This is a genomic window from Luteibacter jiangsuensis (assembly GCF_030812295.1).
In the GTDB taxonomy this organism is placed as follows: domain Bacteria; phylum Pseudomonadota; class Gammaproteobacteria; order Xanthomonadales; family Rhodanobacteraceae; genus Luteibacter; species Luteibacter jiangsuensis_A.
Genome location: NZ_JAUSSK010000002.1, coordinates 571,305 through 596,999 on the forward strand (window position 1 = coordinate 571,305; position 25,695 = coordinate 596,999).

Annotated in this window: 25 protein-coding genes; 13 read left to right on the forward strand and 12 right to left on the reverse strand. The window is 64.3% G+C overall.

Translation table 11 applies throughout. The features are described 5' to 3' along the window. Nucleotides 1–4: 4 nt before the first annotated feature. Genes kdpF through kdpC form a run of 6 tightly spaced genes read left to right on the forward strand, consistent with a single transcriptional unit; the run spans nt 5 to nt 5,600 of the window. Nucleotides 5–97, forward strand: coding sequence for a K(+)-transporting ATPase subunit F (gene kdpF, locus J2T07_RS07885; protein WP_306848784.1), 93 nt, complete (start codon nt 5–7; stop codon nt 95–97). Continuing rightward, entirely contained in the window at nt 94–1,902 is a 1,809-nt protein-coding gene (gene kdpA, locus J2T07_RS07890) for a potassium-transporting ATPase subunit KdpA (protein WP_306848785.1), read from the forward strand. The genes kdpF and kdpA overlap by 4 nt, the downstream gene beginning before the upstream one ends. A 3-nt stretch (nt 1,903–1,905) precedes the next feature. Beyond that, complete coding sequence (kdpB, locus tag J2T07_RS07895) at nt 1,906–3,978, forward strand: potassium-transporting ATPase subunit KdpB (protein ID WP_306848786.1); 2,073 nt, start codon at nt 1,906–1,908, stop codon at nt 3,976–3,978. A 13-nt stretch (nt 3,979–3,991) separates the two neighbouring features. Further along, nucleotides 3,992–4,177, forward strand: a complete 186-nt coding sequence (locus J2T07_RS07900) for a hypothetical protein (RefSeq protein ID WP_306848787.1) — start codon at nt 3,992–3,994, stop codon at nt 4,175–4,177. Between the two features lie 28 nt (nt 4,178–4,205). Next, the gene (locus J2T07_RS07905; protein ID WP_306848789.1) at nt 4,206–5,012 is read left to right on the forward strand and encodes a TorF family putative porin; all 807 of its coding nucleotides are present in this window, start codon (nt 4,206–4,208) and stop codon (nt 5,010–5,012) included. Nucleotides 5,013–5,024: 12 nt separating this feature from the next. Continuing rightward, the gene (gene kdpC, locus J2T07_RS07910; RefSeq protein WP_306848790.1) at nt 5,025–5,600 is read left to right on the forward strand and encodes a potassium-transporting ATPase subunit KdpC; all 576 of its coding nucleotides are present in this window, start codon (nt 5,025–5,027) and stop codon (nt 5,598–5,600) included. Between the two features lie 196 nt (nt 5,601–5,796). Here the strand turns inward: kdpC and J2T07_RS07915 are convergent, their stop codons facing one another. Together J2T07_RS07915 and J2T07_RS07920 are read right to left on the reverse strand one after the other, a co-directional pair. Beyond that, nucleotides 5,797–6,567 (reverse strand): SDR family oxidoreductase, encoded by a 771-nt coding sequence (locus tag J2T07_RS07915; RefSeq protein WP_306848792.1) that lies wholly within the window; start codon nt 6,565–6,567, stop codon nt 5,797–5,799. Then, on the reverse strand, nt 6,564–7,445 hold the full coding sequence (locus J2T07_RS07920) for a hypothetical protein (RefSeq protein ID WP_306848793.1): 882 nt from the start codon (nt 7,443–7,445) through the stop codon (nt 6,564–6,566). Before J2T07_RS07920 ends, J2T07_RS07915 begins: the two co-directional genes overlap by 4 nt. Before the next feature lie 267 nt (nt 7,446–7,712). On the opposite strand from J2T07_RS07920, the gene J2T07_RS07925 reads away from it, so the two are divergent. Then, nucleotides 7,713–9,053, forward strand: coding sequence for an epoxide hydrolase family protein (locus J2T07_RS07925; RefSeq protein ID WP_306848795.1), 1,341 nt, complete (start codon nt 7,713–7,715; stop codon nt 9,051–9,053). 145 nt (nt 9,054–9,198) lie between these two features. Here J2T07_RS07925 and J2T07_RS07930 read toward each other — a convergent pair whose 3' ends face one another. Next, complete coding sequence (locus J2T07_RS07930) at nt 9,199–9,777, reverse strand: TetR/AcrR family transcriptional regulator (protein ID WP_306848797.1); 579 nt, start codon at nt 9,775–9,777, stop codon at nt 9,199–9,201. 139 nt (nt 9,778–9,916) lie between these two features. Here J2T07_RS07930 and J2T07_RS07935 point away from each other — a divergent pair, with 139 nt between their 5' ends. After that, the gene (locus tag J2T07_RS07935) at nt 9,917–10,456 is read left to right on the forward strand and encodes a hypothetical protein (RefSeq protein ID WP_306848799.1); all 540 of its coding nucleotides are present in this window, start codon (nt 9,917–9,919) and stop codon (nt 10,454–10,456) included. On the opposite strand, the gene J2T07_RS07940 is transcribed toward J2T07_RS07935, so the two are convergent. Together J2T07_RS07940 and J2T07_RS07945 are read right to left on the reverse strand one after the other, a co-directional pair. Further along, complete coding sequence (locus J2T07_RS07940) at nt 10,453–11,442, reverse strand: alpha/beta hydrolase (protein WP_306848801.1); 990 nt, start codon at nt 11,440–11,442, stop codon at nt 10,453–10,455. The genes J2T07_RS07935 and J2T07_RS07940 overlap by 4 nt on opposite strands. Before the next feature lie 118 nt (nt 11,443–11,560). Continuing rightward, on the reverse strand, nt 11,561–12,529 hold the full coding sequence (locus tag J2T07_RS07945; protein ID WP_306848803.1) for a LysR family transcriptional regulator: 969 nt from the start codon (nt 12,527–12,529) through the stop codon (nt 11,561–11,563). A 114-nt stretch (nt 12,530–12,643) separates the two neighbouring features. Here J2T07_RS07945 and J2T07_RS07950 point away from each other — a divergent pair, with 114 nt between their 5' ends. Continuing rightward, nucleotides 12,644–13,393 (forward strand): 3-oxoacyl-ACP reductase family protein, encoded by a 750-nt coding sequence (locus J2T07_RS07950; protein WP_306848805.1) that lies wholly within the window; start codon nt 12,644–12,646, stop codon nt 13,391–13,393. Nucleotides 13,394–13,467: 74 nt separating this feature from the next. Here the strand turns inward: J2T07_RS07950 and J2T07_RS07955 are convergent, their stop codons facing one another. From J2T07_RS07955 to J2T07_RS07965, 3 genes are all read right to left on the reverse strand, one after another. Continuing rightward, nucleotides 13,468–13,758: a hypothetical protein gene (locus J2T07_RS07955; RefSeq protein ID WP_306848807.1), complete on the reverse strand. Its 291-nt coding sequence runs from the start codon at nt 13,756–13,758 to the stop codon at nt 13,468–13,470. Between the two features lie 186 nt (nt 13,759–13,944). Then, entirely contained in the window at nt 13,945–14,790 is an 846-nt protein-coding gene (locus tag J2T07_RS07960) for a tetratricopeptide repeat protein (RefSeq protein WP_306848809.1), read from the reverse strand. A gap of 256 nt (nt 14,791–15,046) precedes the next feature. Next, nucleotides 15,047–16,456, reverse strand: a complete 1,410-nt coding sequence (locus J2T07_RS07965; RefSeq protein ID WP_306848811.1) for an amidase — start codon at nt 16,454–16,456, stop codon at nt 15,047–15,049. A 113-nt stretch (nt 16,457–16,569) separates the two neighbouring features. On the opposite strand from J2T07_RS07965, the gene J2T07_RS07970 reads away from it, so the two are divergent. Together J2T07_RS07970 and J2T07_RS07975 are read left to right on the forward strand one after the other, a co-directional pair. Beyond that, nucleotides 16,570–17,127 (forward strand): TetR/AcrR family transcriptional regulator, encoded by a 558-nt coding sequence (locus J2T07_RS07970; RefSeq protein ID WP_306848813.1) that lies wholly within the window; start codon nt 16,570–16,572, stop codon nt 17,125–17,127. 107 nt (nt 17,128–17,234) lie between these two features. After that, on the forward strand, nt 17,235–17,582 hold the full coding sequence (locus J2T07_RS07975) for a YciI family protein (RefSeq protein WP_306848816.1): 348 nt from the start codon (nt 17,235–17,237) through the stop codon (nt 17,580–17,582). A 74-nt stretch (nt 17,583–17,656) separates the two neighbouring features. On the opposite strand, the gene J2T07_RS07980 is transcribed toward J2T07_RS07975, so the two are convergent. From J2T07_RS07980 to J2T07_RS07995, 4 genes are all read right to left on the reverse strand, one after another. After that, the gene (locus tag J2T07_RS07980) at nt 17,657–20,653 is read right to left on the reverse strand and encodes a TonB-dependent receptor (RefSeq protein WP_306848817.1); all 2,997 of its coding nucleotides are present in this window, start codon (nt 20,651–20,653) and stop codon (nt 17,657–17,659) included. A gap of 35 nt (nt 20,654–20,688) precedes the next feature. Beyond that, nucleotides 20,689–21,876, reverse strand: a complete 1,188-nt coding sequence (locus J2T07_RS07985) for a TonB-dependent receptor domain-containing protein (RefSeq protein ID WP_306848818.1) — start codon at nt 21,874–21,876, stop codon at nt 20,689–20,691. Between the two features lie 12 nt (nt 21,877–21,888). Then, a complete protein-coding gene (locus tag J2T07_RS07990) occupies nt 21,889–23,076 on the reverse strand; it encodes a TonB-dependent receptor plug domain-containing protein (protein ID WP_306848819.1) in 1,188 nt (395 codons plus the stop codon). 378 nt (nt 23,077–23,454) lie between these two features. Further along, complete coding sequence (locus J2T07_RS07995; RefSeq protein ID WP_306848820.1) at nt 23,455–23,967, reverse strand: lipocalin-like domain-containing protein; 513 nt, start codon at nt 23,965–23,967, stop codon at nt 23,455–23,457. 105 nt (nt 23,968–24,072) lie between these two features. Here J2T07_RS07995 and J2T07_RS08000 point away from each other — a divergent pair, with 105 nt between their 5' ends. Together J2T07_RS08000 and J2T07_RS08005 are read left to right on the forward strand one after the other, a co-directional pair. Further along, nucleotides 24,073–24,930 (forward strand): LysR family transcriptional regulator, encoded by an 858-nt coding sequence (locus J2T07_RS08000; protein ID WP_306848823.1) that lies wholly within the window; start codon nt 24,073–24,075, stop codon nt 24,928–24,930. Nucleotides 24,931–25,040: 110 nt separating this feature from the next. Next, nucleotides 25,041–25,478 (forward strand): hypothetical protein, encoded by a 438-nt coding sequence (locus tag J2T07_RS08005; protein WP_306848825.1) that lies wholly within the window; start codon nt 25,041–25,043, stop codon nt 25,476–25,478. The last annotated feature ends 217 nt before the right edge of the window (nt 25,479–25,695 follow it).

Consider the following 25,695-nt stretch of genomic DNA (forward strand, 5'->3'; position numbering starts at 1 on the left):
CGCCATGAATGTCTCCTATCTCATCGCCGGCTCGATAGCCGTCGCCCTTGCGGGCTACCTGGTCGTGGCGTTGCTCAAGCCGGAGTGGTTCGAATGAGCGCGAACGACTGGATCCAGATCGTCGTCTATCTCGCCGTGTTGCTGCTGCTGGTCAAGCCGGTCGGCTCGTACATGGCCCTTGTTTTCGCGGAAAGCCCCAACAAGGTGACGCGTTTCGGTGCACGCATCGAGCGGGTCGTCTATCGCGTGGCCGGCGTCGAGCCGGGCGAGGAGATGGGCTGGAAGAAGTACGCGCTCGCGATGTTGCTGTTCAACGTGCTGGGCATGGTCGCCGTCTACGTGCTTCAGCGGGTGCAGCAATGGTTGCCGCTTAACCCGGAGCACTTCGCGGCGGTTACACCGGATTCCGCGATGAATACCGCCGTCAGCTTCGCCAGCAACACCAACTGGCAGGGGTACGGCGGCGAGTCGACCATGAGTTACCTCACCCAGGCAGTGGGCCTGTCGGTGCAGAACTTCCTCTCGGCCGCCACCGGCATCGCCGTGCTCGTTGCCGTCATCCGGGGATTCTCGCGCCGGGGTGTGAAAGTGCTCGGCAACTTCTGGGTCGACCTGACGCGGACCACCCTGTACATCCTGCTTCCCCTGTCGCTGGTCATCAGCCTGCTGCTCGTCTCGCAGGGTGTTGTCCAGAACGTGCTTCCCTACGAGCATGCAACGACGGTGCAAGCCACTTCATACGATGAACCGGTGAAGGATGCCGATGGCAACCCGGTGGTCGATGCAGCCGGCAAGCCCGTGGTCAGGCACGTTTCCACGCAGGAGCAGGTGCTCCCGATGGGACCGGCCGCCTCGCAGGTCGCCATCAAGATGCTGGGCACCAACGGCGGTGGCTTCTTCAACGCCAACTCGGCGCATCCGTACGAGAACCCGACGCCCTTCTCCAACTTCATCGAGATGCTGGCGATCTTCCTGATCCCCGCCGGGCTCTGCTACACCTTCGGCGCGATGGTGGGCGACCGCCGCCAGGGCTGGGCCATCCTCGCGACGATGCTGGTGATCTTCGTGCCCTTGACCTTCGGCCTGGTGGCGGCCGAGCAGGCGGGTAATCCCGCGCTGCACGGGCTGGCCATCGATGCGCACGCCTCGGCGCTGCAGAGCGGCGGCAACATGGAGGGCAAGGAGACCCGCTTCGGTATCGCCTCGTCGGGATTGTTCGCCGCGATCACCACGGCCGCGTCCTGCGGCGCGGTCAATGCCATGCACGACTCGCTGACTCCCCTGGGCGGCCTCGTGCCGATGTGGCTGATGCAGCTGGGCGAGGTCATTTTCGGCGGTGTGGGTTCCGGCTTGTACGGCATGCTCGCCTTCGCCGTCGTCGCGGTCTTCATCGCCGGCCTGATGGTCGGCCGGACACCGGAGTACCTGGGCAAGAAGATCGAGGCGCACGAGATGAAGATGGCCAGCCTGGCCGTACTCCTGCCTTGCGCCCTGGTGGTGATCTGCACCGCCATCGCCGTGATGACGCCCGCCGGCGTCGCGGGTGTCGCCAACCCGGGTGCCCACGGATTCAGCGAAATCCTCTACGCGGTGAGTTCCGCGTCGAACAACAACGGCAGCGCCTTCGGCGGCCTTTCGGTGAACACGCCGTTCTGGAACGTACTGCTGGCCATCTGCATGTACTTCGCACGCTATCCACTGGCGATCGCGATGCTGGCGATGGCCGGATCGCTGGCGGCCAAACGTCACGTGCCCGAATCCGCAGGCACGTTGCCGACGCATACACCGCTGTTCGTGGTGCTGCTCGCAAGCGTCGTCATCGTCGTCGGCGCCCTCACCTTCCTTCCGGCGCTCGCCCTCGGGCCGATCGCCGAGCAATTGATGTCCGCCACGGGGCACTGATCCATGACTCATCCAACCACGACCCGGCGCGGTCTCGATCGCGCCCTGGTGGCGCGCGCCCTGGGCGACGCCTTCATCAAGCTCTCGCCACGCCTCCAGTTCCGCAACCCGGTGATGTTCGTCGTCTTCGTCTGCAGTGTCCTCACGACGCTCCTGTGGTTCCAGGCGCTGGCCGGGCACGGCGAAGCGCCCACCGGCTTCATTTTCTGGGTGAGCCTGTGGCTCTGGTTCACGCTGTTGTTCGCGAACTTCGCCGAGGCACTCGCCGAAGGACGCGGCAAGGCGCAAGCCGACGCGTTGCGCGGCTCGCGCCGCGACGTGGCCGCGAAGAAACTGGCCCGGGCCGAACGTGACGCGCCGATCGTCTTCACGCCTTCCAGCGAACTTCGCGCCGGTCATTTCGTCCTCGTGGAAGCGGGTGACATCGTGCCCGGCGATGGCGAGATCGTGGTCGGCGCGGCAAGCGTCGACGAAAGCGCCATCACCGGTGAGTCCGCGCCGGTGATTCGCGAATCGGGTGGCGACCGCAGCGCCGTGACCGGGGGCACCCGGGTGCTGTCCGACTGGGTCGTCATGCGGATCACCAGCAACCCCGGCGAGAGCTTCCTCGATCGGATGATCTCGATGGTGGAAGGCGCATCGCGGCGCAAGACACCGAACGAGATCGCACTGACGATCCTGCTGGCCAAGTTCACGCTGATCTTCCTGCTCGCCTGCGCCACCCTGTTGCCGTACTCCATCTACAGCGTGCAGGCGGCCGGTATCGGCAATCCCATCACGCTGACCGTGCTGATCGCCCTGCTGGTATGCCTGATTCCGACCACCATCGGTGCGTTGCTCTCGGCCATCGGCATCGCCGGCATGGACCGGATGATCCGGGCCAACGTCATCGCGACGTCCGGCCGCGCCGTGGAAGCGGCAGGCGATGTGGACGTGCTCCTGCTCGACAAGACGGGCACGATCACGCTCGGCAACCGCCAGGCCGTCGCCTTCCACGCGGCTCCGGGCGTCGAGGAGCGTGAACTGGCCGAGGCCGCCGAACTTGCCTCGCGTGCCGACGAGACACCGGAAGGCCGCAGCATCGTCACGCTGGCCGCGAAGCGCTTCGGTGGACCGGATCGCCGCGCGATCGATGCGCGCGCCGAGTTCGTACCCTTCACGGCGCAAACCAGGATGAGCGGCGTCGACGTCGGCACCCGGCATATCCGCAAGGGCGCGATGGATGCGGTCGAGCGCTACCTGGAATCGCAGGACAGCCATCTGCCGCCGCTGGTCAGGCGGATGGCCGAGGATGTCGCACGCCGCGGCGCCACCCCGCTCGTCGTCGTCGACGGATCGCTCACCCTCGGTGTCCTCGAACTCAAGGACATCGTCAAGGAAGGCATCAAGGAGCGGTTCGCCGAGATGCGCAAGATGGGCATCCGCACGGTGATGATCACCGGCGACAATCCGTTGACCGCCGCGGCGATCGCGGCCGAGGCGGGCGTCGACGACTTCCTGGCCGAAGCCACGCCCGAGGCGAAGCTGAAGTACATCCGCGACATGCAGGCGGAGAACCGCCTGGTGGCGATGTGCGGCGACGGCACGAACGATGCGCCGGCCCTGGCCCAGGCGGATGTCGCCGTGGCGATGAACAGCGGCACGCAGGCGGCCAAGGAAGCCGGCAACATGGTCGACCTGGATTCGAACCCGACCAAGTTGATCGAGATCGTGGGCATCGGCAAACAGATGCTGATCACGCGCGGTTCGCTGACGACGTTCTCCATCGCGAACGATATCGCCAAGTACTTCGCGATCATCCCGGCCGCCTTCGCCACGACCTATCCGGCCTTGAATGCGCTCAACGTGATGCACCTGGCCACGCCGCAGAGCGCGATCTTGTCGGCCGTCATCTTCAACGCGCTGATCATCATCTTTCTCATTCCCCTTGCCCTGAAAGGTGTCGCTTACCGCGCGCTGGGCGCCGGTGCGCTGCTGCGCCGCAACCTCCTGGTCTATGGCCTGGGCGGCATCGTGGTTCCGTTCATCGGCATCAAGTTGATCGACATGCTGCTGGTCCTGTTCGGACTGGCCTGACCCGAGGTCACCCATGCATTCCGTAAAGCTCACCGTACTCATCGAAGACACCGACGACCTGGACATGGAAGTCCGGGTCGTGGTCCCCCACGCCGAGCACGTCGCAGACAACGTCACGCCGCTTCCGCCGCGCGCGGTCGCCGTCGCACATCCTCCCATCGAGGACGACTACGCGCTCGGCGGCTACGCCGGCATCTGATTCGCCACTTTCCACCTAGAGCATTCCCATGAAGATCGTCTCCTTGACCGCCTCGGCGGTTGTCTCCTTCCTCAGCCTGGGTTCGATCGCACAGGCCCAAGACGCCTCGCCGGTGACCGGCAACGTGGCGATGGTCTCGGACTACATGTTCCGCGGCTTGACCCAGACCTGGGGCCACCCCGCGATCCAGGGTGGCGCCGACTACACGAACCCGAATGGGTTCTCCGCGGGTACCTGGGCTTCGAGCATCAGTGACAAGAGCTATCCAGGCGGTTCCATGGAGCTGGATCTCTACGCCAGTTTCGGTCGTCCCATCAATGCCGACTGGTCCTGGCGAGTCGGCCTGTACGGTTATGTGTATCCCGGTGCGGATCTCGACGAAGCCGGCCTCCGCTCGCGTTCCTTCAATACGGTCGAAGCCAACGCCGCGCTGACGTGGCGCCAGTTCACCCTGAAGTACAACCGGTCGCTGACGGACTATTTCGCCGCCGACAAGGAGCAGGGCTACGACGGCGATACACGGGGGACGGGGTATCTCCAGTTGGATGGCACGTTTCCGCTGTCCGATACGTGGTCGTTGGCGCTGCACGCGGGACATACCCACTACACCGCGAAGCTGGCCGTTCCACTCTCCAATGGAGCGCGTGACGCGAGTTATAGCGACTACTCGGCGACGATCAAGTACCAGTTCGCCACGCACTGGTCGGTGAGCGGTGGCGTGACCCATGCCACGGACGACACGTTCTATCACCGTGTGTCGAGCTTCGTGGACGCCAGCGATACGCGCAATGTCGGCGGGACTCGCGGTTTCGTCATGTTCCAGGGCACGTTCTAAGAGGGCAGCGTCATGAAAAAGCTCATCAGGCAGTGCGTCGTGCTCTTCCTCGCCATGACGGTGCTTACCGGCATCCTGTATCCGCTGGCGGCCACCGGCCTCGCCCAGGCGATGTTCCATGGCAAGGCCAACGGGAGCCTGGTCGAGAAAGACGGCAAGACGATCGGTTCGACACTGATCGGCCAGGCGTTCTCCGAGCCCAGGTATTTCTGGGGCCGTCCCTCGGCCACGGCCCCCAATCCGAATAACGGCGCCTCGTCATCCGGCTCGAACCAGGGACCGACCAACCCCGCCCTCACCGATGCGGTGAAACAGCGGATCGACGCGCTGAAGCAGGTCGATCCATCGAACGAGGCCTCCGTTCCCGTCGATCTGGTCACCGCATCTGGCAGCGGCCTCGATCCCGAGATCAGCCCCGCCGCCGCCGAGTATCAAGTCGCCCGCGTGGCCCGCACGCGGAACGTGGACCCTGCGAAGGTTCGTGAACTGGTAGCCGCCAACACCCAGGGTCGCCAATTCGGCGTGCTCGGCGAACCGCGCGTCAACGTGCTTGCGTTGAACCTGGACCTGGATCGCTTGGCGCCCTGATATCGGCCGGCGCCACTTTGGTGGGGTGGACTTGGTGGGAGCCGACCCTGTCGGCGATGGGTGCTTGCCACAACCTGGCCCGCTGCCGCGGGATCGCCGACAAGGTCGGCTCCCACCAGTCACCGCAGTCGGCTTTTCTATTGTGGGAGCCGACTCTGTCGGCGATGGATGCTTGCCTTAGCCTGGCCGTACCACATCACCAGCTGACGCGCGCGAATTCCGACTGTTGCCACCATGCCTGGAACCCGACCCCGCCAACGTGCGCGTCGCCCTGTGGCACCAGGGTCAGCTCATCGAGGGTGGCGCCGAAGTACGGTGCCTGCACGTTGGCGACCACATCGCATGGCGCCTCGATGTCGACGACAAAGCGCTGGATGAGTTGCGACATGCGTTCGCGCTCCGGCCCGGCGATCTCGATCGAACCGTTGAGCGGTGGATCAACCGCGAGGCGGGCCATCAACGCCGCGACTTCGTCCGATGCGACAGGCTGAATATAGGCCGGCGGCAGGTAGACGGTCTGGTCGTGCATGGCCGACGTGACGATAGCGACCAGGAATTCATAGAACTGGGTCGCGTGCACGATCGTGAAGGGAATGCCGGATTCCCTGATCAAGCGATCCTGCAGCGCCTTGCCGCGCAGATAGTCGCTGCCGAGGGCGGCCAGCCGGTGGGTGCCGACGATCGACAGCGAAAGGTGGTGCTTCACTCCCGCCCGGGCTTCGGCTTCGAGCAGATTGACGGCAGCCGCCTTGAAGAACTCGAACGCGGCCAGGTCGTCGAACGTGGGCGAGTTGCTGACGTCGATAACGACCTCGGCACCGACGAGGCATCGATCGAGACCGACCCCGGTGATCACGTCCACGCCCGTCGCACGCGAGGCAGCCGTCACATCGTGACCCTGCCCACGCAGCCGATCCACGATGTTCCGGCCGACGAGACCTCGCCCACCGATGACGACGATATTCATGCAGGCCTCTCATGGACGCCGCCAAGCCAGAAAGCGACGTTCCGGACGTATTGCCGGGTGGAGCGCAACGCTTCCGGGAAGCGGATCATTCCGTCACCGGGCGCTTCCGATACGAACGAAGGACAACCGGCGGCGGTGTCCCAGTTGTAGTCCGCGAAATGATGGAACGTCGACTGCGCGATGGCCCGGCCACCCTGGTCGGACTGTTCGAACGCGACCGCCAGGTTGAATTCCCTTCCCGTGGCCTGGCTGCGACCTTGCAGGATCACCCGGCTGGTCTCGTCCCCTGGAGGGGCGCCGACCGCGCCCTCGTGAGGATGGGCGGGCAGGTAGCGGATGACGCCCGCATCCGAATGCGGATCGCGCAGGACAGGATGCACGTCGCCCACGGACTGCACATGCTGGAAATCGCCGTTCGCCCCGGAGTGATAGTTGGGCCACGAGATATACGTGGTGTCGCGGTCGTCGACGCAGCAGCGGCTTGGATCCGGATCGGGGTTGCGTGTGTGGAAGTGGTGCGCCGCGCCGACACCGCCGAGTGTGCATATCGAACTGCCGAGGTCCATGTGGTCCCGGGTCACCAGCATGCCACCACCGCGCTGCCGGAATTGGCTTATCCCGTCGCAATCCTCCTCGGTAAGACCATCACCGGTATCGACGGCGAAGAGCCATAACTGATGGAAGTCCGACTCGTGGAGTCGCGCGAGGACGGCGTCGGCCTTTCCGAGCGGATCGCGGTTGCGGGCGGTGACGCGGAAGGCCGGTTGCCCATCGTCGTCACGAAGGCCCTCCAGGAACGCCTTCAGGTGACTGAAGCGCGAGATGTTCCAGTCGTCGGGATCCCCTTCGATGGTGGTCTGCAACAGTAGGTTCTGCATGGCGGTCTCTTCCTGTGGATCCGATCCTAGCGCTCTCGCCGGGATCGTATTGGTGTTTCGAGTGAAACATGGTGTGGCGTGGAACGAACAGCTTACCGGGGGACGTTTGTATCCGTTTGTATCCGTAAGCCATGAGATACATGCCGTTTCAAATCGGCCCTTCCTGGACACCATCGAAGTGGAAACCGCTTCATAGACTGTGGACACGTCGGGGCAAGCAAGCCCGGGCGTCACCATAAAAATCGTGAAGCCCACAGGAGAACGACGATGTCAGCCGTACACGCACACATGTTCCGGAAACCTTCATTCACCCGGCGCGCGCTCGCTGTCGCCCTCGGCTTCGCCGTGCTCGCGCCGACACTCCACGCGCAGCCTGCCGCCGCTTTCGATCAAGCGGCGGATGCCACGGCCAAGACAACCAAGGTCGACGAAAGCATCCGCCCGTTCCACGTCCACGTTCCCCAGGAGCAACTCGACGACCTGCGCCGCCGCATCGCTGAAACGCGCTGGCCGGACAAGGAGCTCGTGAAGGACGATTCGCAGGGTATCCAGTTGGCCCGCGTCCAGGAACTGGTCCGCTATTGGGGCACGGGTTACGACTGGCGCAAGGCCGAGGCCCAGCTCAATGCCCTGCCGCAGTTCGTCACCACGATCGATGGCGTGGACATCCAGTTCATTCACGTGCGTTCCCGCCATCCCAATGCGCTTCCTGTCATCCTGACCCATGGCTGGCCGGGCTCGCCCTTTGAATTCATCAAGACCATCGGTCCGTTGACCGACCCCACGGCCTACGGTGGTCGCGCAGAGGACGCATTCGACGTGGTCATCCCGGCCATTCCCGGCTACGGCTTCTCCGGCAAGCCGACGGCCCTGGGCTGGGGCCCGGATCGCACCGCCCGTGCCTGGGACGTGCTGATGAAGCGGCTGGGCTACAAGCGCTACGTGTCGCAGGGCGGTGACCATGGCTCGGTGATTTCGGACGCGCTCGCCCGGCAGGCGCCGAAGGGTTTGCTCGCCATCCACCTCAACATGCCCGCGACCGTTCCGGGCAATCTCGCCCAGGCGATCAACAGCGGCGACCCGGCCCCGGCGGGCCTTGCCCCCGACGAGCAAGAGGCCTATCAGTCGCTGAGCACCTTCTTCGGCCGCAACGCCGCGTACGGCGCCATGATGGTCACGCGTCCGCAGACCATCGGCTATTCGCTCTCCGATTCGCCAGCCGGGTTGGCCGCGTGGATGTACGAAAAGTTCGCGCAGTGGAGCGATAGCGACGGCGTGCCCGAGCGTGTGCTGAGCAGGGACGAGATGCTCAACGACATCACCTTGTACTGGCTCACGAACACGGGTGCGTCGTCATCGCGCTTCTACTGGGAAAACAACAACAACAACTTCAGTTCCGTGACCCAGCGGACCACCGAGATCAAGGTTCCCGTCGCCATCACCGTCTTCCCGCACGAGATCTATCGCGCGCCGAAGAGCTGGAGCGAGAAGGCGTATCCGAGCCTGTATTACTACAACCAGGTAAGCAAGGGCGGGCACTTCGCGGCCTGGGAACAGCCGCAGATCTTCGCCGAAGAACTGCGTGCCGCGTTCAAGTCGGTTCGCTGAGGAACGGTCGATCGTTTGATCCGGGCGGGAGCCAATGGGCTTCCGCCTTTCACTGCCGACTAATTGGCACGTCGTCTCCCGATTGACGAATGGGGCATCTTGAGAACCCATCGGGCGACGATATGGCGGTAGGCAAAGTTCGTCTTCACTCTTTGCGATGACGCAAGAGCTTCTTCAAGCCGCTGCCGACGATGTCCGCGAACACCTTCGGGTCGCCATACGCGCGCGCGGTAAGCATCGCGCCGTACACCATCGACATGAACGATTCCGCTTCCAGGCGGGCCGAGCCGCGCAGTTCGAAAAGGCCCAGTTGCGCACCCTTGGTCAACACGGTTTCCAGCCAGTTCGACAGGTCGCGGAAATGTGCGCGCACGTTCTCGGCCAGGTCGGCGGGAAGGGTGGGCAGTTCGGAGGCGAGCATGCCGGCGACGCAGAACGGAGCGGACGCGTCGGCGATGCACCGCTCCCAATAGCCGGTGTAGAAGCGGAGCTGTTCTTCCGGATCGAAGGCACCGCCATCGAGCGTCCGCGTCTGCGCGACGATCAACGCCCGGGATTCCTCCACCACCGCCCGGGCGAGATCGGCCTTGGTCGGGAAGTGGTGGTGGATGCTCGCCTTGCGTACCTGAACCTGCTCGGCGACATCGGCGTAGCTGAAACCGTTGTAGCCCCGCGTCTGTATGAGGTAGCGGGCTGAATCGATGAGTTTCTGCTGGGTGCTCATGCCCGGAATTCTACCATGTGGTAGGTGTCGGTCTTGGCACAACCTGAATCGTGGGCCTGTAAATAAAGATTCATCTTGGCAAGGTTGACGCATTACCTACCTACTAGTAGGGTGTTATCACCTTATTCGGACTCCCTCCATGAATCCCCTCCGATCCTTCTACTACCTGCGCGCGGGCGTCGCCTTCGCATGGGTGGCCGCGGTACTCCTGTCCGCACCCGCGCCGGTACCGCTCGCGGCGGCGCTGCTCGTGGTCTACCCCGCCTGGGACGCGATGGCCAACGTCATCGATGCCCGGCGAAGCGGTGGACTGCAAGCCAATCCGGGCCAGAAATTCAACGCCCTCGTCAGCGTGATCACGGCCATGGCCATGGCTGTTGCTTTTGTCTTGCGAGGAAATGCGGGTGGCGTGCTGGTGTTTGGCGCATGGGCCCTGCTGGCCGGGCTCTTCCAGTTGGCCGTCGGCATTCGTCGCCGCAAGCTCGGCGGCCAGGTGTTCATGATGATCAGCGGTGCCCAGTCGGCACTCGCGGGTGTGGTCTTCATCGTCCAGTCGTTTGGCGTGGCGCCCGGCCTCGCACAACTCGCGCCCTATGCCGGATTCGGTGGTCTTTACTTCCTGCTGTCCGCCCTATGGCTGACCTTCAGGAAACCGCGCCCGTCACCTTTGACGCCCTAAGGGCCGGCGGAAGGAACGACACCGATCGTGCTCATCCAATGCTCCGCCAGCGACGGCCATCCGGTGATGGGGTCGGCCGTCTTTCGCAAACCGAAGGCATGGCCGCCGTTGGCGTACAGATGCATCTCGACGGGAATCTTCGCCTGCTGGAGTGCGAGGTAATAGGTAAGCGATTCGCGGATGTCGTCCGTCGGATCGTTCTCCGCCTGGATGATGAGCGTCGGCGGGGCATGCGGGTCGATCTTTACGCCGGGATCGAGTGTCAATCCTGGTTTTTTCCAGAGATGCCCGGGATAGAGCGCGATGGCGAAATCGGGCCTCGCGCTTTGCCGGTCGGCCGCATCGACGGGGCGATAGCTGCGCTGCGGGTGGTTGCTGACGTCCGCGACCATGCGGCCGCCAGCGGAAAAGCCGACGACGCCGATCTTGTGTGGGTCGATGCCGAGCGCAGTCGCTTGTTCGCGCAAGAGGCTGATCGCCCGTTGCGCATCCTGCAAGGCCATCGGTTCCGCTGGAACGCGCCTGCAGTTGCATTCGTCGTTCCAGTAGGGACCGGAGCCGGGAACCCGGTACTTCAGGACGACACAGGTGATGCCCTTGGGCGTGAGCCAGTCACAGACCTCGGTGCCTTCGAGGTCGATCGCCAACACCCGGTAACCACCTCCGGGAAACACGACCACGGCGGCACCGGTGTTCTTGCCGCTGGAGCGATAGATCGTCATGGTGGGAACCGACACGTGTTGGACCACCGTGACCGGGCGGCCTGCGATTTGCCCTCGTCCTGTCCCGAACACTTCGTGGCCGGGCGAGGCGGGCGCGGCGATGGAAAGTCCCTTCGGCCAGAGCGGTGTCTGCACCGCCGGTGCCACGGGTTGCCATGGCCGGTCCTGCCGGTTGAGCAGCGGTTCGCTTCCCGTCGTCGCCACCGCGGCGGCGATGGGTGCCGATAGCGCGATGACAAAGCCGATCCATGCCGTCGTCTTCATGAGTTGATCACCCCGGTGCGAGAAGCGAGCCAGAGCCGCTACCTTCACCGGGCCGTCTGTCTTTATCGTGGCGGAGCGAAAGCCGAAACGTGGCAACCGAAGATCCGGTTGATGCTCGTCAGCGACGCGAAGCACCGGGATCGCGAGTGATCCGGATAGCCGCATCGACCGCCGAAAACCGCGCCGGCAAGTCCTGCTCCCGAAAGCACTCCACGATGTGATCGATGAACAGCCTCGTCTTCTGCGGCAGCAGACGTTGCGCCGGGTAGTAAAGCGACAGTTGGCCACCTTCGACCCACCAGTCCGGCAACACGCGCACGATTCGCCCTCGCTCCATCCAGGGCAGGGCGGATTGCACGGCAAGCAACGCGATGCCCATGCCGAGTGCGGCGGCGTGACCGGCGGCGTCGGGGTCGTCGAACAGGATGCGGCGATCCAGTGCCACGGCCGCTTCCGCGCCGTGCCGGTCGGAAAGTACCCAATCCCTCACGCGGCCGGTTTGCGGCGAGCGAATGAGGATGCCTTCGCGACCGGCGAGATCCGCGGGCGTGGCGATCGCGGGTCCGTTCGCGAGGAATTCCGGTGACGCCACCAGGATGCGGTGAGCCGGTGCGAGCGCACGGGCGACGACGCCTGGCCGCATGTCGAAGCCTCCACCGATGGCGACATCGAAGCCTTCGGCGATGAGATCGACCGGGCGGTTGTCGAAACGCCAGTCAGGCCTTACGGCGGGAAACGCTTCCAGGAACGAGGCAAGCATCGGCACGATGTATTCCCGGCCGAACGCGTAGGGAAGCGCGACCCTCAGCGACCCGGCGGGGCCGGTCGTGCGTGCCCGCGCATTGGCCATGGCGCCGTGGAGTTGGTCCAGGCTGCCCTGGACTTCCAGCCGGAATGCCTCGCCCGCTTCGGTGAGTGAGAGCCGCCGCGTGGTTCGCTGGAAAAGACGAACCCCCAATTCGGCCTCCAGGCGTGCCACATTCTTGCCCACGGCGGCGGGCGTGAGCCCGAGTACCCGCGCGGCAGCGGCAAAATTGCCCAGTTCCGCGCTGCGTACGAAGCAAGCGATGCCGTTGAGGGTATCCATGTGGCGACTCTAAACCAGATGGATCGAATGAAACTACCACTAGGTCGCTAGTGGTTGAGGCTCCAAGGGCCTAGATTTGCTCGGGAATCGAACACAACTTACCGGAGTCCCACCATGAACGACCTCAATTCCATCCAAGGCAAGAGCGCCCTCGTGCTCGGCGGTTCACGTGGCATCGGTGCTGCGGTAGCGCGTCGGCTTGCCGCCGGCGGCGCATCCGTCGCGATCACCTATGTGCAAGGCGCTTCCGCCGCCCATGCCGTCGTCGACGACATCACCAAGGCCGGCGGCCGCGCCATCGCCATCCAGGCGGACAGCGCGAACGATACGGCTATCGAGGCGGCGGTGAGCAAGACGAAGGAATCCTTCGGTGGCTTCGACATCCTGGTAAACAACGCGGGCGTGCTCGCCATCGCGCCGATCGAGGAGTTCACGACGGAAGACATCGACCGCACGATCGCGGTCAACATCCGCGCCGCCGTGATCGCCAGTCGCGCCGCGGCTCGTGTCATGGGCAAGGGCGGCCGCATCATCCACATCGGCAGCACCAATGCGGAGCGCATGCCGTTCGCTGGTGGGGCGGTCTATGCGATGAGCAAGTCGGCGCTGCAAGGCCTGACACAGGGCCTTGCGCGCGATCTCGGACCGAAGGGGATCACCGTGAACGTGGTGCAGCCGGGACCCATCGATACCGACATGAATCCGGCGGATGGTCCGATGGCCGCAGGCCTCATCCCCATGCTTGCGGTTGGCCGCTATGGCCATCCTGACGAAGTCGCCAGTCTTGTCGCTTACCTGGCGGGGCCCGAGGCGGCCAACATCACGGGCGCGGGCCTTTTGATCGATGGTGGATTCGCCGCGTAAGCGTGATCCACTGATAACTTCTCGACTGTAAGGAACGGGATGGGCCGTGCCCTGCGCACGGCCCATCCTTATGTTTACTTGCCCTCGGGAACGAGGTTGGCCAGCTTGCCCTTCTTGTCGAACTGGCAGGTGAAATTCTTCTTGCCATCCATGCCCGCGTCGGCGGTACCGGTGATCGTGTAACCGGCATCGGCGGCCTGGATCGGCTGCAGTTGGATGTAGTCGTTCTTCACGTCGAACTTGTCCGCGGCGGCATCCAGGCAGCGGGTGGTCAGCTTGCCCGGATCGGGACGGTCGGAAGCGACGGCGTGCGAGGCAAGGACGAGGCCGAGAGAAGCGGCCAGAAGCAGGGTGGAATGGCGCATGGGACTATCTCCGTACGAGGCACGAGGCCGGGATACTGCCAGCGCGAGTCTGCCTTGGAATTCCTTGCGGCAGGATGAACTGGGGTAGGCGGCCGTAGGTGCCGGCGTTCAGCTTGGCGTGGGAGCGGACCCTGTCCGCGAACCCTCAGCCCGGCACGGTACGAAAGAAGCCGTGCACCACATCAGTTACCAGGAGTCATCGTCGCTAGACCCGCCATCACCCGACGAACTGTCATCCCACGAACTGTCGTCATTGCCCATATCGATCGGGTCGCTACGAAGATCGTCATAGGCCTGTGCCGAAGGATCGCGATCATCACGAACGACAGAGCCTGTTTCGCGCGATACCTCGCCATCGCCGTGGGAGCGGAGCGCTTCGTCGAGCAACATGCCTGCTGCCACGCCGCCGAGTCCCGCCGCTACGGCCGTGCCCACGCCCGAATGTGCTTGCGGAGGCGGGGGCGGGGCGTAGGGACCGTTACCCGGGTACCCGCTGTAAGGTGACGCCCCGCCGGGCGGCGTTGCGAGGGGATAGCCGGTGGAAGGGCCATCCACTGCGCGCTTCCGGCGCATCCAGAGGGACGCGATAAGCGCGATACCGGCCCCGATGGCCAGGATCTTGAGCAGGTTCGACGAACCGCCTTCGTCGCGGGACGGCTGTCCGGTCTCGCCGTAGCGCGCAGGAGCCGCCGTGGTCCGAACGTTGGCCGCAGGGGCCAGCGCCCCATTCAGCTTCCGCTGAAAAGCCTGGAACTTCGCGGGATCGGTGAAGTGCGTACCCGGATCGAGCGTTGCCGCCTTGGACGCCTCCGCCTTCGCCTCGCCGATGTTGCCTTCGTGAGCCAACACCTCGGCCAGCACGTAATGGGCCTTCGCGCTTTGCGGATGTTCCGCGATGGCGTCGCGAAGCATCGCTTCCGCTCCCGCATAGTCACCGCGAGAGATAAGGGCCTGCACGTCCTTGGGCGAGTCGGCGGCGCCCGCCAGCGGCGCGAGGATCAGCAACGCGAAAAAGAGAATCAGCTTCTGCATGAGGTTCTTCGGTGCCCGGGTTGGTGGCTTTCGGCAGCCTACTCTCCCTCGATTTTCATCAAGCTTTCTTTGATGAAACAGCCGTCACCTCACTCACGCGCGCACGAAGAATTCGAGGCCATCGCGCAGGCGGTCGTAGAAAATCTTCGGAATGAGGTTCTTGAGCATGACGCGCTCCCTGGAAACCGCTCGATCGTATGCCCGCATCGATGGTTCGACAAGCTGTGCAAGCAATAGGGGCCCGGTGGGCCGGATGTCAAAGCGCCGGACGCAGACCCCGGACGGGGCTGATGGCTTCGAGCAACGAAGCGACATGCAGGATGGTCGATTCGGCCTGCCACTTGCCGACAATCTGCACGCTGATCGGAAGGCCCTCCTTGCTCGTGCCGAACCGCATCGCCAAGCCAGGCAGACCCGTGAGGTTGAGCGGTACGGTCGCGCCCTGGAGGTAGGTGGCATCGACGGTCTGCCCATCGATGGTGAACTCCTCGACGCCATGCTTGTGGGCGGGAATCGGCAACACGTGGGTGATCAGGGCGTCGTAGCGCGAGAAGTAATCGGCGTAGCCATCGCGCAACCGTTCCACTGCCTGCTCGGCATCGATGAAGTCGTCCATCGACGTATCGGGCAGTGAGAGCATGGTTTTCGCCATCTTGTAGAGTTCGTCGGGACGGCGCCCCGCCGTGGCTTGCCGGAAGGCGGGCTTCATCTCCATGACGTGCAACCGATTGAACACGTCGAGCGCGAAGTCGCGTTCGAGCGCCGGAATGCCTACCTGCTCGACGAACACCCCCCATTGCTTCAAGGCATCGGCCGCCGCCTTCACGGTGGCCACCACCTCGGGATCGACCGGCCCGAATCCCGGCCCGACCATCCAGCCCACGCGCAGCTGTCGATAGGGCTGGCGCCCGATACCTGCATCGAAGGCAGCGGTGCTGGTCGCGAAAGCATCCTGGCCATCGGGTCCAGCGAGCAGGGAGAAGGCGAGGGCGATGTCGCGCACCGAACGTGCCATCGGTCCCACATGCCAGAAACGACGTGGCGCACGTGGCCAGATGCCAGTCATCGGTACGCGACCGTGGGTGGCCTTCATCGACGTGATGCCGGTTTGCGCCGCTGGGCCGCGCACGGAGATGGCGAGATCGGTGCCGAGTCCGATCGGCGACATGCCCGCGGCGATCGCCGCCGATTCACCGCCACTCGATCCACCCGGTGTACGGGTCAGGTCCCAGGGGTTGTTCGAGCGGCCGGAGAGAAGGTTGTCGCTCTCGATCCAGTACGAAAACTCGGGGAGGTTGGTCTTCGCCAGCAGGATGCCGCCGGCCGCTTTCATGCGCGCGACGCTCGTGGCATCGGTGTCGGGCACGCGGCCTTGGAAGAGCGGGGAGCCACGCTGGGTGAGGACGCCCGCCGTGTCGATCGAGTCCTTCACCGTGAACGGGACACCGTGCAAGGGGCCGAGCGCGTCGCTCGACATGACGGCTTGCTCGGCGGCCTTGGCGGCATCGAGGGCGCCATCCACCACCGTGACGATCGCATTGACCCTGGGGTCGACGGTGGCGATCCGGTCGAGATGCGCCCGCATGATTTCGACGGGGGAGACCTCTTTGGTGCGGACCAGTTCCGCCAGCTTCGTCGCGTCGGAAAAGAGGATGTCGTCGCTCATATCGTCATCTACCTAACATTTGGTAGGTAAACCATAGGCGCCATCCACGGCGCCCGTCAAGGCCTAACTAACACATGGTAGGATGCTTGTCGCGGTAACCACCGGAGCCAGGCATGAGCACGAACGAAGCCATTCTTTCCGCCGCACGGCGCAGCGCCCAGGCGCACGGGTACGGCGGCTTGAACATTCGCGACTTGGCCGGCGAGGTCGGAATCAAGGCGGCCAGTATCTATCACCACTTCCCGAGCAAGGCCGAACTCGGCGCGGCGGTGGCGAAGCGCTATTGGGAAGACACGGTGGCCGACCTGGAGGCGATGTCCCAAGAAACGCCAGAACCCCGGGACGCCCTGCGCAAATATCCGCAGATTTTCCGGCGCTCCCTCGAAAACGGGAACCGTCTCTGCCTGGGCAGTTTCATGTCCGCCGAATACGACGATCTTCCGGAGCCGGTGAAGAAGGAAGTCCAGACCTTCGCGGATGTGAATGTGGCCTGGATCGGCAAGATGTTGAAAACGGCCGGCGTGGTCACGGCAGAAGAAAGCGAAGCGCGCGCGCGAGCCATCTTCGCCGCGGTTGCCGGTGCGCAACTGATGGCGAGAAGCCGCTCGGACATCTCGTTGTTCGACACGTTGATCGAGAGTTACCGTGAGGCCGGCCTGTTGCCCGCTTAAGCAGGCCAGGCGTTATTCGGGGAGAGGCTGTCGAATTCCGTACCCTTCGTTCGACGTATCGGTAAGGCGGGCATTGGCCCGACTGAAAGCCACTCGAGGAGAAGGTGATGCCGCAGTATCTGGTTGCTGGTTACCTCCCCGACGATTTCGACCCGTCCCAGATGGATGAAGCCGTCGGCCGCGAAATTCACGCGTTGAACAAGGAAATGATCGACGCCGGCGTCAGGAAGTTCGCTTGTGGACTCGGCGCCGCGAAGTCGCTGCGCACGCAAGCCGGCGGCGACGTCTTCATCACCGATGGTCCGTACCTTGAAGCCAAGGAACATATCGGCGGCTTCTGGATACTGGAATGCGCCGACATGGACGAGGCACTGGCGTGGGCGCGGAAGGGTGCCACTGCCACCCGGGGACAGGTCGAGGTGCGGGAGATCTTCTTCAGTCCGGCTCCGGAATGATCCCGGACTTACCAGTCTTCGCATCTCCGGCGTCCGCGAAGATGGCGCTGGGTAACCAGCGCCACCTGACATCCTCAGTAGTCGTAACTCACACCAAGCCGCACGTAACGCGGCACCTGGCGAACCACCGCCTGCCCATACTGCGGGTCGGGCACGCCGGGATCGGTCTGCGAGTACGGGTACCGGTTCAACGGGCGCTGCTCGTTGAACACGTTGAAGACACTGGCGGTGAAGGACAGCTTGCCGTCGGCGAAGGCCGGGCGATACGTCGTGCCCAGGTCGAGCTGGCGGATCCAGGGCAGCCGGCCCTGCTTGCCCGGCGGCGACGCGACGCCGTCGCAGTAGTGGTACGAACCACCGTACTTGCCAGGGTCCGAGAAGTCGGGGCCGTAGTAGCCCAGGCAGATCTTCGGCGAACCGGAGGTCAGGCTGAGGTTGGCCGAGACCAGCCATTCCGGCGTCAGCTGGTAGTAGCCGAACAGCTTCAGCTGATGGGTGTGGTCGTTGTTGGTCGGGCCGTTGGTGTTCTCCATGATGTAGCTGTTGTCCCAATCCTCGCTGGTCGAGGCCGCCGTCTGCTGGAGGTCCGAGCGGAGCTGGCCTTCGGTGTTGCCGTAGCTGCGCGAGAACACATAGTCGACCTTGCCGTACCAGCGGCCGTCGAACGGGTGCTCCAGGAATCCTTCCAGCGAGTAGTAGCGGCGTTTCAGGCTTTGAAAGCCCAACTCGCTGTTGCTCAACGGCACGGCGACCAGGTTGCCGGAGGTATCGATCACGTTGAACGTGTTCGCCCGGCCCGGGTTGAACAGGTAGCAGCTGTTGGTCGTGGTCACGTCGTAACCGAGCGCCGCCGCCTTGGCGACGATCCGGTCGGTGTCGCAGTAGTCGTCGATCGCGCTGCGCAGGATGCGCTGGGTCGCCTTCGCGCCGTAGACCCAGTCGTGACCCAACGTCTTGGTGAAGCCGAGGATGAACTCGTCCTGGTATTCCGACTTGAGGTTGCTTGCCGTGACCGTGCGCGGATCGGGCAGTACACCGTAATAGTTGTTCGACGAGACCGGCTGCGAAAAGGCCGTGAGGCCCGTGGGCAGGCCTTGTGCGTCGATGCCTCCATAGGTGAAGTACTGCGACGTGCTGAGCGACGCGCCGGCGGCATTGAGGCCGGGATTGAGCGGCAGGCCGAGATAGTAGCGGCCGGCATTGCCGTAGACCTTGAAGCTGGCGTCGCCGTTCACGTCCCAGCTGAAACCGAGGCGAGGCGCCCACTGCGGCCGGTGCTGCGTGACATAGGCATCGCCGTCGCGGTTGTAGTTCTCGAACTGGTCGTTGCGCAGGCCCAGCGAGAGCAGCCAGCGATCGTCGACCTGCCATTTGTCCTCGATGTACTGGGCCTTCTGGCTCGCGCGCACGCTGGCCAGCGAACTGACCACATGCCGGACCACGTAATAGCCCTGCTCACCGTTGACGATGCCACCGGTGGCGGGGACGCCCAGCCCCGTGGAGATCGGCGTATTCGGATCGGCCTTGCCGTAGGTCCAGTAATAGCCATCGCCCGAAGCCTGTGAGCCCTGGTCGAGCGCACGGGTGACCTGGTTGTCGATGCCGGCGCTGATCGTGTGGTCGCCGAGCACGTAGGTCACGTCGAAGCGCGTGTTGGTGCTGCGGGTGCCGCGGCCCGAATCGGTCAACGTCTGCACCGTCTGGTTGTTGCCGAACGGCGAGCCACCGTTGAGCGCTGGATTCTGGTTCGTGAGTCCGTTGACGTAGGTCAGGTCACCGTTATACGAGCCCGGCTGGTCGTACTGGTCAAGTTTCATCTTGCCGTACAGCGCCGAGACGGTGAGGTCGTCGGTGATGTAGCCGGTGTACTTGGCCGACCACACGTCGCCGCCCGTCTTGGTGTCGTCATCCGAACCGATCCGTCCGCCGCGACGCAGCGCGCTGTAGTCGTAATCGTAGATCGTGCCTTGCGTCTCGCGTTTGCTGGAGGCGCTGGTGACCTCGAGGATGTGGCTGTCCGTGATGTTCCAGTCCAGCTTGCCGTACCAGCGCGGCGAGCCATACCGGTACTGCACGTCCGGACTCGTGTCGTCCACGTTGTTGTGCGTCGAACCTTCCTGCCGCTCGAACTCGCCAGCCAGGAAGAAGAACAGCTTGTCCTTGATCAGCGGACCGCCGACGTAACTGCTCACCGTGGTCACCCAGCTGCGGTCCTCGCGATTGGGCTGGTAAAGATCACCCGCGACGGGCGAGGCGGGCAGGCCGTTGGTGTAATACGTGTTGGCCGACCCGGCACGCGCGAAGGCGGGTTCCCAGAGCACCTGTCCGCCGAAGTGCCACTCGTTGCTGCCGCGTTTGCCGACCTGGTTGATGACACCGCCGTCGGAGCGCCCGTACTGCGCGCTGTAGCCACCCGTATAGACTTCCTGCTGGTCGACGGCGCCGTAGGGCAGGGAGATGCCGCCCATGCCGCGTTGCGGGTCGGTCACGTTGTAGCCGTTGATGTAATAGGCGTTTTCGCTGGCCGCCGAGCCGCCGAAACTGTTCAGCGACGACCCGGTCGGGCCCTTGAATCCACCACTGTTCGACACGACGCCGGGGGCGAGCCGGGCGATTTCATCCGCGTTGCGTGTGAGTGGCAGCTTGGCCAGCTGGTCGGCGGTGATCACCGAGCGGGAGTCCACCGATGTCACGTCGATATCGGGCAGGCGCGAGGCGCTGACACTGACACCTTCGAGATTGGCCGCGCTGGCGACGAAGGACACGTCGGTCGACGCGCCCACCCTGAGCCCCACGTCCTTGCGGCTGTCGACGTCGACGCCGTTTCGCCGGAGGGTGACGGTATAGGTGCCGAGTGGAAGCTGGCTTGCGCTGTAGCGCCCCTTGGCATCGACCGTGACCTCGCGGGTCAGGCCGTTGCCGCCTTGTACGACGACGGTGGCGCCCTGCGCATCGCCGACCTGGCCCGAGATGGCGCCGGTGGTCGACTGGGCGAAGGCGGCTTGCGTGCCGAGTACGGAGAGAAGTGTCGCAGCCAGCAACTGGCGGCGGATCGGTAGCCTGGAATGCACGTTGTAGCCCCTGGACGGTCGTGGAAAAAGCGCGGTCACCAGCGATAGGCGATGCGCGTGTAGAGATACCGTCCGCTGTAGCCGAACGGCGAGTAATCCGGATAAGGCCAGGTGCCACCGACGGCACCGTCGCTTCCGGTCCTGTACTTCTGCGGGTAGACGTTGGTGAGGTTGTCGACGCCTGCCGTGAAGGTCCAGCCGTGGACCGCGTAGCTGGTGGACAGGTCGAGCAGCCACCGCGCGGGAAAGACCTGGTCGAAACCGGGGTTGCCGACCGGGTCCTGGTTGACGGTGAACTGGCCGTAGCGCGTCAGCGCCGCGTGGACGCTCCAGTCGCGGATGCCGTAATCGGCACCGAAGGCGATCTTGTCGCGCGGCGCACCGTTGGTGATGTAGCCCTGCGCGATGTGTCCGACACGTACCAGTTCCAGGCCGCTCTCGGCGAGCGTGGCGGGGTTGGGTGCCACCGAGAGGATCGACGTGTGGTTGCGGTTGTAGGCGACCGTGAGCTGGAGTTTGCCAGCATCACCGAAGTCGAGGCGGTAACCGCTGCTGAGATCGACGCCGCGCGTGCGCGTCTTCAAGGCATTGGTGAAGTAACTGCCGCCCTGGATGTTGGCGAAGCCCTGGCTCTGCAGGTACGCCTGCACGTCGTCGCCGACCAGGTTCTCCGAGGGAACGATGCGATTGCCGATCGTGATCTGGTACAGGTCGAGCGACAGCGTCCACGTGCCGGGCGCGTATACGGCGCCGAGGGTGTAGTTATGCGATTTCTCGGGCTTGAGCGGTTCCGCGCCAAGCGCGCGGGCGACCGGATCGCTCACCGCGACATTGCGGATCTGCGTCGGCACGCCGCCGATGACATTGGTCGACGTGGTCGTGTAGTACTGCTGCGGCAGCGATGGCGCGCGAAAACCCGTCGCCGCCGTGCCGCGCAGCGCGAAGCTGTCGGTGAAGTCGTAGCGCGCCGACAACGTGCCCGACGTGGTGTTGCCGAAGTCGCTGTAATCCTCGTGACGGACCGCCAGCGAACCGTTCAGCTTGTCGGTGATCTGGTTTTCCAGGCTGACGTACTCGGCGACGTCGTGACGGCTGTGGCGCCCCGCGTCCCCTGGCGTGAACCCGGGGAAGCCCTGCGATCCCGTGCCGAAATACGACGACGGATCGCCGGCTTCGATCTCGTACTGCTGGTGCAGGTACTCGATGCCGAAAGCGAGGGTCACCGGGTTGGTCAACTAGCCCACGTCGAGATCGCGGGCCACGTCGACATCGAACGCCTTCTGCGTGGCGATCAGGCGCCCGGCGTTGAAGCGGGTGGGGCTCGCCGCGCCGAGGTCGACATTGAGCGTATGCGTCGGGTCGATGCTGACCCGATCGCGTCCATAGTTGCCGCTGATGTCCCAGCGCCAACCGCCCGCGGTGGTGCCGCGCACGCCGGCGACCACGGCGCTGTCGATCGAGCGCACGTCGTTGAGGGGAAGGTAGCCGTTCGGGTAGATCGACGGCACGTTGCGCGCGCTGTCGTAGGTGCGGAACAGGGCGGGCGACGTGCCCTCGCGGCTGCTGGTGCTGGCGAAGGCGTAGAAGTCCACGTTCGAGGCCAGCGCGTACTGGACGTTGAGCAGGGCCTGGTGGTTGCCGATGTCCGGCTCGCCGATGCGCTGCGTCCTCTGGCCGTAAACGGGCGAGGACGAATCGCGGTAGTCGCGGCCACCACGGTGGGTCGCGTCCGCATGGCCCTGGACCAGACTCAGGCGTGCCCAGCCCTTGTCGCCGCCGAGCGGAACACCGAGGCTGGCTTCGCCCTGCCATTGCTTGCCGTCACCCGCGCTGTAGCGTCCCGCGGTGATGCTCGCTTCATTGGTCCCGGTACCGGCGGCACCCTTGAGCACGATGTTGATCACGCCGGCGATCGCATCGGAGCCGTACTGGGCCGAGGCACCGTCGCGCAGCACTTCGATGTGGTCGATGGCCGAGATCGGGATCGCGTTGAGATCGGCGGGCGCGGAGCCGCGGCCGAGCGCACCTTGCAAGTTGAGCAGCGCGCTGGTGTGCCAGCGCTTGCCGTCGACCAGGACCAGTGTCTGGTCGGGTGACAGGCCGCGTAGCGCGGCCGGGCGCACGATACCCGAGCCGTCGTTGCCCGGGGCGCGCGGGAAGTTGAGCGAGGGGGTGAGCCGCGATAGCACGGCGCCCAACTGGGTATCGCCGAATGATTGCAAGTCCTGCGACGTGACCACGTCGATCGGTGACAGCGAACTGCTTTGGCTGCGATTGACGGAGCGGGTGCCGGTGACGACCACCGTCTGCAGTTTGGTGGCGTCCTCGGCCTTGTCGGCATCTTCGGCGTGGGTGACGGGGCCATACAAGCTGGTGGCGAAAAGGACGGACAGCGACAAGCGCGCTGGCAGGGCATGCCTCATGAACGGATTCCTGGATGGTGCGGGCAGCGGTACGGCACGCGGCGAGGAGCCGCGCGTGACGCAGGGGACTAGGGGGAGGTGTTTCTATCCGCCCGTCAGGCGGAGGGGCGCAGGTGCGCCCGAAGGATCAGGCAGGACAACAGCAACACGCACCGATCGTGGGGACGATCGGATAGCGCGTGTCGGTCGTGGGCTGCGTGATCATGGCGGTTCTACTCCGGAGGACGACCAGATGTCTGGGTGTTTAGAAGTCCGAATGGGAAATCCATGCTGGTGCAGGAACGTGCGGTTGTCAACTACCCGCGAGGAGGTGGGGTAGGACGTTCTGGGTGGATTCCGCTCGCGGGACGCTCACGCGAGCGGATGTCCTTGCCTGGATCAGCGAGAAATTCGCTTCCAGCCCGTCAATGGAATATCGCCATTGGGCCGCGGCGGCACCTTGTAGCTCAGCATGTCGCCGCTCAGTTCATAGCTGCGCACCTGGGTCGTTCCCTCCCAGTTCGGATACGTCGCCCCCTCGATGTGGAACGTGAGCGTTCGCTTCACGGGATCGGCCTCGACCGTTCCAAAGTGAGAGCTCGTTCCCAATATGACCGATCGGAATTCATCCGGCGTCCCCGCGTTCTTGTCGTTGGCGGCGAACCTAGGCCGGGCGCTGTTGAAGATAAACAGCGAATAGTGACCGGCGCGATCGATTTGCAGCACGCCCTTCGGGGCATCGCCGTAGTCGTGCGTTCGCGTTCCGTCCGGATGTTGAACGTCGGCGAAGGCGAGTGTCCAGGTGCCTTCGATGGGAGCGGCCGTATTCGTGGTGCCGGGCTCCGAGGCGGTGACTGCACGGATCGGGAGAAGGGCCAGAAGGGCGAATAGAAGCGTCTTCGAGGATTTCATGACGGGGATTTCCTGCCGATGTGCGGCGCAGTTTAGTGCGCTACCATTCATTTCGAACATATATGAATATGTGTTTCAGTCATTTAAGAATGAAATGGATACACCATGAAAGCCCTCGATCTCGATGCCGTCAAAGCCTTTGTCCTGATCGCTGAGTTGCAGAGCTTCACCCGTGCCGCCGAGGCGCTGAACAGCACGCAGTCGGCGATCAGCCTGAAGTTGCGCCGGCTGGAAGACCAGCTGGGCCGGCGCCTGCTGGAGCGGACGCCGCGCCAGGTGAGGCTGTCCGCCGAGGGAGCCGCATTCATGGAGGCCGCTCGTGAGTTGGTCGGTGCGCACGAACGCGCCATCGCGTCGTTCGACGTGAAGCAGCGGCGACTTGTGATCGGCGTCAGCCATCAGTTGGTGGGCAGTGAGTTACCCGGGTTGTTGCTCTGGATGAACGAGCACGATCCCCATCTGGTGATCGAGTTGCGCGTCGCCGGCTCGAACGAAGTACTCAAGGCCTACGACGACGGCGTGCTGGATGCCGCCCTGGTGTTGCAGCCGGAAGATCGCCGTCGCCATGGTGAAGTGCTGTTTGCCGAATCGTTCGCATGGATCGCCGCTCCGCATTGGCAACCGCGCCCAGGTCAACCGCTCCCGCTGTCGACCCAGGGCGAAACATGCAGCATTCGCGCGGCAGCGGTCCGTGCGCTGGATAGTGCCGGCATCGCCTGGACGGAAGTGTTCATCGGCAAGGGTGCTGCCGTGGTGGGAGCCGCGGCTACGATCGGCTTGGCGGTCGCCGTATTGCCGAGGCGTGCCGCACCGTCCGGTACCATCGATATCGGCCAAGCGCTTTCATTGCCTCCGTTACCCACGCACGAGGTGGTGCTGTATTCGGCGCTTCATGACAATCGGTCGCGCAGTGCGCTGCATACGCTGGGGATGGCGTTCAAGAATCTGTCCAAGACGGGTTAGTCACTTGGATGTAACTTGACGCGATTTTTACGGCTCGCCGCCCCGCTCGACCGGGAGAATTTACGGCGGGCAGGCAGATACTGGGCCCGTTCCCACTGCCGAGTTCTCCGATGTCGATTCTGTTGCTTGTCGCTCCGGTTCATCCCCAAGAAGCGGAGGCGGTCGCCGATGACGCGTTGATGGGTTTATGGGACCGCGCGCAAGCGCAAGGGGAAGACCTGGTCTGGCGAGCTTGCGCCGACATCGAGCAGGTGACCGATTGCCTGGCCGGCCGGGAGGCTGCCTCGGTGGACCTGGTCCTTCTGGACGTCGACGCGGATGCGATACCCGAGGGACAGGTGGCTCCGTTACGCCGCGCGCTCAACGCGTTGAGCGTGCCGTTGATCGAGATCCACGCCGATAGCCGCGCCGGCGACCTGGCGACGATCTCTCCGGCTCATCCGTCCCTGGTGAGTGTCACCACGCCGGGCAATCCCGCCGCCGGGTACGAGATGGCGCTTTCGATCGGGCTTCGCTACCTCGCGCGGAACCGGCAGCTGGCGGCGTAGCTAGTGCCGCGGCGACCGGTTACACGCTTGATGGCTCCTTGCCAAAACTGCATATAACTAGCCGCGTCACGTAGGACCACTCCTATATCTCGCTACTTCCTGAATACGTAGTCTTGCGTGCAGCGCGCATCGGGCTTTCCACGCGCTCAGACAAACACGGCAGGGAAACGCGATGGACGTTCGGGGCACTCAGGGAGGGAGGGCGAATTGGCCCGCC